9 protein-coding genes are annotated in these 6,808 nt (G+C 65.9%); 1 reads left to right on the top strand and 8 read right to left on the bottom strand.

Annotation, left to right across the window (positions count from 1 at the left end):
• Positions 1-161 precede the first annotated feature (161 nt).
• Genes QZ709_RS08380 through QZ709_RS08370 form a run of 3 tightly spaced genes read right to left on the bottom strand, consistent with a single transcriptional unit; the run spans position 162 to position 2,941 of the window.
• Positions 162-1,358, bottom strand: a complete 1,197-nt coding sequence (locus QZ709_RS08380; RefSeq protein ID WP_294636831.1) for a heme A synthase — start codon at positions 1,356-1,358, stop codon at positions 162-164.
• Positions 1,359-1,374: 16 nt separating this feature from the next.
• On the bottom strand, positions 1,375-2,064 hold the full coding sequence (locus QZ709_RS08375) for a hypothetical protein (RefSeq protein WP_294636829.1): 690 nt from the start codon (positions 2,062-2,064) through the stop codon (positions 1,375-1,377).
• Positions 2,045-2,941, bottom strand: a complete 897-nt coding sequence (locus tag QZ709_RS08370; protein ID WP_294636827.1) for an SURF1 family protein — start codon at positions 2,939-2,941, stop codon at positions 2,045-2,047. Before QZ709_RS08370 ends, QZ709_RS08375 begins: the two co-directional genes overlap by 20 nt.
• A gap of 42 nt (positions 2,942-2,983) precedes the next feature.
• Here QZ709_RS08370 and QZ709_RS08365 point away from each other — a divergent pair, with 42 nt between their 5' ends.
• Positions 2,984-3,205, top strand: a complete 222-nt coding sequence (locus QZ709_RS08365; protein WP_294636825.1) for a DUF2909 domain-containing protein — start codon at positions 2,984-2,986, stop codon at positions 3,203-3,205.
• Positions 3,206-3,216: 11 nt separating this feature from the next.
• Here QZ709_RS08365 and QZ709_RS08360 read toward each other — a convergent pair whose 3' ends face one another.
• The 5 genes from QZ709_RS08360 to ctaD all read right to left on the bottom strand — a co-directional run bounded on the left by QZ709_RS08360 (position 3,217) and on the right by ctaD (position 6,798).
• On the bottom strand, positions 3,217-4,104 hold the full coding sequence (locus QZ709_RS08360; RefSeq protein WP_294636823.1) for a cytochrome c oxidase subunit 3: 888 nt from the start codon (positions 4,102-4,104) through the stop codon (positions 3,217-3,219).
• A 61-nt stretch (positions 4,105-4,165) separates the two neighbouring features.
• Positions 4,166-4,423, bottom strand: a complete 258-nt coding sequence (locus QZ709_RS08355; protein WP_294636821.1) for a DUF2970 domain-containing protein — start codon at positions 4,421-4,423, stop codon at positions 4,166-4,168.
• Positions 4,420-5,034 (bottom strand): cytochrome c oxidase assembly protein, encoded by a 615-nt coding sequence (locus QZ709_RS08350; RefSeq protein WP_294636819.1) that lies wholly within the window; start codon positions 5,032-5,034, stop codon positions 4,420-4,422. The genes QZ709_RS08355 and QZ709_RS08350 overlap by 4 nt, the downstream gene beginning before the upstream one ends.
• Complete coding sequence (locus QZ709_RS08345; RefSeq protein ID WP_294636817.1) at positions 5,031-5,150, bottom strand: cytochrome oxidase small assembly protein; 120 nt, start codon at positions 5,148-5,150, stop codon at positions 5,031-5,033. The genes QZ709_RS08350 and QZ709_RS08345 overlap by 4 nt, the downstream gene beginning before the upstream one ends.
• A 22-nt stretch (positions 5,151-5,172) precedes the next feature.
• On the bottom strand, positions 5,173-6,798 hold the full coding sequence (ctaD, locus tag QZ709_RS08340) for a cytochrome c oxidase subunit I (protein ID WP_294636816.1): 1,626 nt from the start codon (positions 6,796-6,798) through the stop codon (positions 5,173-5,175).
• Positions 6,799-6,808 lie beyond the last annotated feature (10 nt).

The following is a 6,808-nucleotide window of genomic DNA, read 5'->3' as shown; positions in this document are numbered from 1 at the left end:
GACCGCGCAAAAGACGATGAGCTGCACCACACGGGGCTTGGTGAGCACGTGGTACTGGCGCCAGGTCGAGGGCAACGCAGGCGCGGCATGCACCGAGTTCGAGGCGATCGTGTCAGGCATGGTCGACTCCGGGGTTGAGGGACCGACAGGAGATGAAGCGACTATGGCGCGCGTTGCAGCCGGCTTGTAGCGTGAAGACCCTTGTATCCCTGCAGGGACGACGCGGTCGTGGTCGCCCAATCCGGAGTGACCAGCAGCCTCACGAGCCACCACACCAGCAGTGCCGCGCCCAGCGTGTGCGCCAGGGCAGACAGCAGAGGCCAGCTGAACACGACATTGCTCAGGCCTGTCAGCAATTGCCATGCCGCCAGCATCAGCAAACCGCGCCCTTCACGCTGCCAGGCCGTATGGCGCAGCAGTGCGACACCATAGGCCAGGAGGGCCAGCAACACGACGACAGCCATCCCCCTGTGTGCCATGTGGATGGCCGTGAGCGCGGGCAGCGCGATCCAGCCGCCCTGCCCGTCCTGACCCAACGGACGCCAGAGCGTGAAGGCGGTGCGGGCGTCCATGTCGGGCCACCACTGTCCCTGGCAGGTCGGGAAGTCCGGGCAGGCCAGCACGGCGTAGTTGCTGCTGACCCACCCACCCAGTGCCACCTGGATGGCCACCAGCGCCAGCACGATCACCCCGGCTCGGCGCCAACCCGCTCCTTGCCAGGCCTTGATGACGGCTCGCTCATACAATGAGCCAGGCTCGCTCAGAGACCTTACCTGGGCCGTCAGCAGCCCGACGCCCAGCAAGGCGCCGAGCAGGTGCAGCGTGACGATGATGGGCTGCAGTTTCATCGTGACCGTCAGGGCTCCGAAAGCGCCCTGCACACAGACCCAGACGAAGGTCGCGGTGGGCCACCAGGGAGACAGGGCGCCGGGCTGCCGCCGGGCCCGCCACGCAGCCACCATCAGGAGGGTGATCAGGGCGCCGACAGCGGTGGCCAGGTAGCGGTGCCCCATTTCGATCCAGGCCTTGTGATGGGTGACCGGACCGGTGGGGCGCGCAGCCTGCGCCTCGTTGATCTCGGCACGGGCCCCCCACGGCGTGGTCGCGCCGTAACAGCCGGGCCAGTCAGGGCACCCCAGGCCGGAGTCGGTCAGGCGCGTGAAGGCCCCGAACACCACAAGGTCCAATGTCAGGAACAGGGTGGCCACCGTCAGCACCCGCTGCCAGGCTCGCCAGCCGCGCACGCCCTGCTTGCGCGCCCGCCAGGCCACCACGCCAGTGGGAACGAGCGCAAGCGCTGCCCCCAGCATCAGCAACTCGAGCACGGGGTCCAGGTCGATCAGCGAGGCGATGTCCATGGCGTCTCCAGCGGGCTCAGCGACCCGCCTCGTCCCAGCTGTCATTGGCCTTCATCAGCCGCACCAGATCCTTCTTGATGCGCCCGGGATCGGCATCGGCAGGCCAGCGCATCATCCAGTCACCTCGCGGATCGACCAGATACAGGTGGGCGGACAAGGGCTGTCCGTCCGCGGCACGGAGCCATGCCGCCAAGGCGTCCTGTTGGGTGCGAAGCACCCACGAGCCGCCTCCGGTGAGGCCGGGCATCAGGTCGGATCGGGGGGGGGCGTCGCCAGTGACGAACCAGACGCGGTCAAGCCGGTCCTTGTCCTTGCCCAGCACCTCGCGCAACTGCCGCTGCCAGTACAGATGCCGCTCGCAGTCCGCTGAACAGTCCCCGCCCGCGACGCTCACCAGCAGCCACTGGCCTTTCAACGCGCTCGCGGGCACGGCCTGTCCATCGGGGCCGCGCAAGGCCAGGTGGGCATCGGAAGGCACGGGACGGGGGGGTGTCACCAACGTACCGTAGTTGACGCGGGCGTCCGGTCGCCAGCCATAGTACGCAAGGTAGGAGGCGATCACCGGCGCCGCACACACCAGCCACACCATCAGCATCTTGATCCGCCCTCGGCGCGTGCGCTGCGCCTGAGCCAGATCCTGGGCCGGCATGCCATGGACGCTGAACTGCAGGGCGGCGTCGGTCGCCTCAGGCTCGCGGGTGCTCATGCGGGGACTCGTGACAGCGCGCACGGGAGACGGGCTCGTCAACGTGCCGGGCAGCGGCCCGGCGGGGGCGGATGAGTTGGTGCCAGACATACAGTCCCACAATCAGTGCCGCCATGGCGAACCATTGCGCAGCGTAGCCCAGGTGCTTGCCTCGCCCATCGTCCGCCTGAGGCCACTGGCGCCACAGGCCATCGGCCGCCGGGGCATCAGGGGCCGTCACATCGGACGCGGGCGTGTCCTCAGCTTGCAACTGCAGCACGGCGCCCACCAGCGGGGATTGCCCCAACCACTGCTGCCAGAACGCGCCGTCGACGTTCTGACGCAACAAGGGCGCATTCCCTTGAGGAGGTGCCTCCTGACCGATTGCGTAGACCCTGGCGGGCTCGGCGATGAGTCGTCCCCGTACCTCGACCTCACCGGCAGGCCGGGGCACCCAAGGAAGATGGGCCTGGTCCCGGGGTGCGCCCGGGTCCCGGGGGATCCAGCCTCGCTGAACCAGCACCACAGACCCCTGACAGCCGCGCGGTAAGCCAGACACCCTCAGGGGCGTCACCACGATGAGGCCACTGCGGCCGTCCATGCTGCGGTTGTCCAGCAGCACGGTGCGCTCGTGCCACCACTGTCCCCGGAGTCGAACGGGACGCTGCAGCGGCAGATCACGGTCGGTGGTCACACCGCATGGCCAATCGGTGGCGGTCCAGGGTGGCAAGGCGGCCTGCAGGGCCACCTGTTGGGCACGCTCCGCCTTGGTGTGCGCCCGCGAGAGCTGCCAGAAGCCCAGGGCTGCCGTCGTACCGGCCGCCAAGACTGCCGCCAGCGCCACCAGCAGCGGGCGCCGCCGGGATCGCGCCCCCGACACCGACGGGGTGAGGGTCATGCCCCCTCCCGCATCGAACACGCAGCGCCATACACTGCGGCGATGAACACCATCTTCGTCATCGCCCTGCTGGGCATCGTGGGCGCGCTGGCTCTGGCCGGGCGGGCCATGCTGCGCGACGGCCGCGATGGCCAGCCCAAGACCAACCGCATGGTGCGCGCCCTGGCGTTGCGGGTGGCGCTGTCGGTCGCGTTGTTCCTCTTCATCCTGATCAGCTACAAGCTGGGCTGGATCCAGCCGACCGGCATTCCGGTCGGTTCATGACGGTCACTCGGTCAGGTCCAGTAGACCACGACATACAGACCGAGCCACACGACGTCCACGAAGTGCCAGTACCAGGCAGCCCCTTCGAAGCCGAAGTGGCGCTCGGGTGTGAAGTGCCCTTTCTGCAATCGCAGTGTGATGAACAGCAGCATCAACATGCCGACGAACACATGGAGGCCATGGAAGCCGGTAAGCATGAAGAAGGTCGAGCCGTAGATCCCGGATGACAGCTTGAGGTTCAGGTGGGTGTAGGCCTCGTAGTACTCATAGGCTTGCAGACTGATGAAGAGCACCCCCAACAGCACCGTGAGCCACATGAAAGTCAGGCAGCGGCTGCGCAGGTTCTCGCGCAGCGCATGGTGGGCGATGGTGAGCGTGACGCCGGAGGTGAGCAGCAGCGCGGTGTTGATGGTGGGGATCGGCCACGGCCCCATGGTGCGGAAGGGCTCGACCGTGCCGGCCGGCGAGGCGGTGGCACCCATGGCTTCGGAAGGCCAGATCGCCTTGAAATCAGGCCAAAGCAGCGCATTGTCGATGCTGCCCAGCGCGGGTAGCACATACAGTCGGGCCCAGAACAAGGCGCCGAAGAACGAGGCGAAGAACATCACTTCGGAGAAGATGAACCACGCCATGCTCCAGCGGTAGGAAACGTCGATGCGCTCGCCATAGAGCCCGCTTTCGCTCTCGTGGATCGCATCCAGAAACCACTGGGTGAGCACCACGCCCCACCACACCAGCCCGAAGAGCACGGAGTAAGGCGCCCAGGCCACGCCGTTGACCCACTGCCCGGCGCCGAGGATGACGAAGAACAGCCCGGCAGCGGCCATCATCGGGTGCCGGGACGGCCCTGGCACGTAGTAGTACGGGGCTTCGTGTCCTTTCGAGACGACTACCGACATGTCTGACTCCTCTGGCCCAAGCACGGGCCGATGTGGTTCATGACGACAAGCAGAACGGGGCTCATTGGGCCACCCCGCTGTGGATGATCCAGCGCACCAGCAGCACCAGACCGACCACGAATGCGAGGCCGGCCAGAATGCCTGCCACGATGACGTGAATGGGGTTGATGTGGGCCACGTCGCGGGCGTACTCCGATGACTTGCGCACACCGAAGAAGGACCATGCCACGGCCTTCACCGTCTGCAGGAACGAGCCGCGGCGCTGGGCGGCCTCGCGCAGGCCTTCCGACGATCCGGAGCCGGGTTCCAGTTCGCTCATACCGAGCCCCCGGGCACAGCAGGCACCCGCCCGCCGACTTCGAAGAAGGTGTAGGACAGGGTGATGGTGCTGACGTCCTTGGGCAATCGGGGGTCGATGATGAACGTGACCGGCCAGCGCTTCGATTCCCCGGGCTTCAGCATGTGCTCCGCGAAGCAGAAGCACTCGAGCTTCGTGAAGTGGGATGTGGCCTGTTTGGGCGCATAGCTGGGGATGGCCTGCGCGGCCATCGGTCGATCCTGGCGGTTGCGGAACTCGTAGACCACGGTGGTCAGCTCGCCAGGGTGCACGCGCACGGAGCGCACTTCAGGTTTGAAGTCCCATGGGCCCCGGGCGTTGGCATCGAACTCGATCGTCACGGTGCGGCTGAGATCCACCTGGGTGTTGCGCTGGGTCGCGCCCACCGCGCCGGGTACCTTCTGCTCGCCCAGCGACAGCACATTGATGCCCAATGCCGCACAGATGTGCCTGTACATCGGCACCATCGCATAGCCGAAGCCGAACATGAGCGCCGTGACCACCAGCAGCTTGAAGACGGTGTCGCGATTGGCCTGGTGCACACGAAAGGCGCGGCGCCAGACGCCATCGGGACGGAGGGGGGGCACGCTCATCGGGGCGACAGCAGGATGATCTTCACCACAAAGCCGATGAAGAAGGCGGCGGCCACCGACGCCAGGATCCAGCCCAGGCGGCGGTTGGCAGCGCGAGAGTCGGCAGGAATCGGCATGAGGTGCTCCTTGTGGCCGTTCTCAACCCACGACGCGGGTGGCCGTCGGATCGAGCTTGGGCGGCGTCTCGAAGGTGTGGAAGGGTGCGGGTGACGGCACTTCCCACTCCAGCCCTTCCGCGCCTTCCCACGGCTTGGCAAGTGCCGGTTCGCCCTTGCCACGCATGGCCGGGATCAGAACCCCGAAGATGAAGTAGACCTGCGCGAAGCCGAAGGCGAAGGCCCCCACCGACGCGATCGCGTTGAAATCGGCGAACTGCATCGGGTAATCGGCGTAACGGCGCGGCATGCCGGCCAGACCGAGGAAGTGCATGGGGAAGAAGGTCACGTTGAAGGCGATCAGCGACCACCAGAAATGCAGCTTGCCCTTCCATTCGGGCACCATCACGCCGGTCCACTTGGGGGCCCAGTAGTAGAAGCCCGCGAACAAGGCAAACAGCGATCCCGCTACCAGTACATAGTGGAAATGCGCCACCACGTAATAGGTGTCCTGAATCTGGGTGTCGATGGGGGCCACCGAGCAGATCAACCCCGTGAAGCCACCCATGGTGAACACGAAGATGAAGCCGACCGCCCACAGCATCGGGCTTTCGAAGGTCATGGAGCCACGCCACATGGTGGCGATCCAGTTGAAGACCTTCACGCCCGTGGGCACGGAGATCAGCATGGTGGCGTACATGAAGAAGAGCTGGCCTGTGACCGGCATGCCGGTGGCGAACATGTGGTGTGCCCACACGATGAAGCTCAGGATCGCAATCGATGCCGTGGCATACACCATCGAGGCGTAACCGAAGAGCCTCTTGCGGGCGAAAGCCGGCACGATCTGGCTGATGATGCCGAAGGCCGGCAGGATCATGATGTAGACCTCGGGGTGCCCGAAGAACCAGAAGATGTGCTGGTACATCACCGGATCACCGCCGCCGGCCGGATTGAAGAAGCTGGTGCCGAAGTGGCGGTCAGTCAGGGTCATCGTGATGGCGCCGGCCAGCACCGGCATCACGGCGATCAACAGGTAGGCCGTGATCAGCCAGGTCCACGCGAACATCGGCATCTTCATCAGCGTCATGCCGGGCGCACGCATGTTGAGGATGGTCACGATGATGTTGATCGAGCCCATGATGGACGAGGCGCCCAGGATGTGCATGGCGAAGATGCCGGCGTCCATCGAGGGGCCCATCTGCAAGGTCAGCGGCGCATACAGCGTCCAGCCGGCAGCCGGTGCCCCGCCCGGCATGAAGAAGGAACTGACCAGCAGGATGGCCGCTGGGATCATCAGCCAGAAGCTGAAGTTGTTCATGCGCGCGAACGCCATGTCGGACGCACCGATCTGCAGCGGCAGCATCCAGTTCGCGAAGCCGACGAAGGCCGGCATGATGGCCCCGAAGACCATGATGATGCCGTGCATGGTCGTGAGCTGGTTGAACAGCTCGGGGTTGACCAGTTGCAGCCCGGGCTGGAACAGCTCGGCGCGGATGCCCAACGCCAGCACGCCGCCGATCATCAGCATCGTCAGCGCGAACAGCATGTAAAGCGTGCCGATGTCCTTGTGGTTGGTGGCGTAGACCCAGCGCCGCCAGCCGTGAGGGTGATCGTGTGCGTGGTCGTCATGACCGTGAACGTGGCCGCCAGGGCCGAGTACTGCGCTCATGGGGTGATCC

It is taken from the genome of uncultured Aquabacterium sp., assembly GCF_913773725.1.
Lineage (GTDB): Bacteria > Pseudomonadota > Gammaproteobacteria > Burkholderiales > Burkholderiaceae_C > Aquabacterium.
This window is presented reverse-complemented; position numbering and strand designations above follow the sequence as displayed.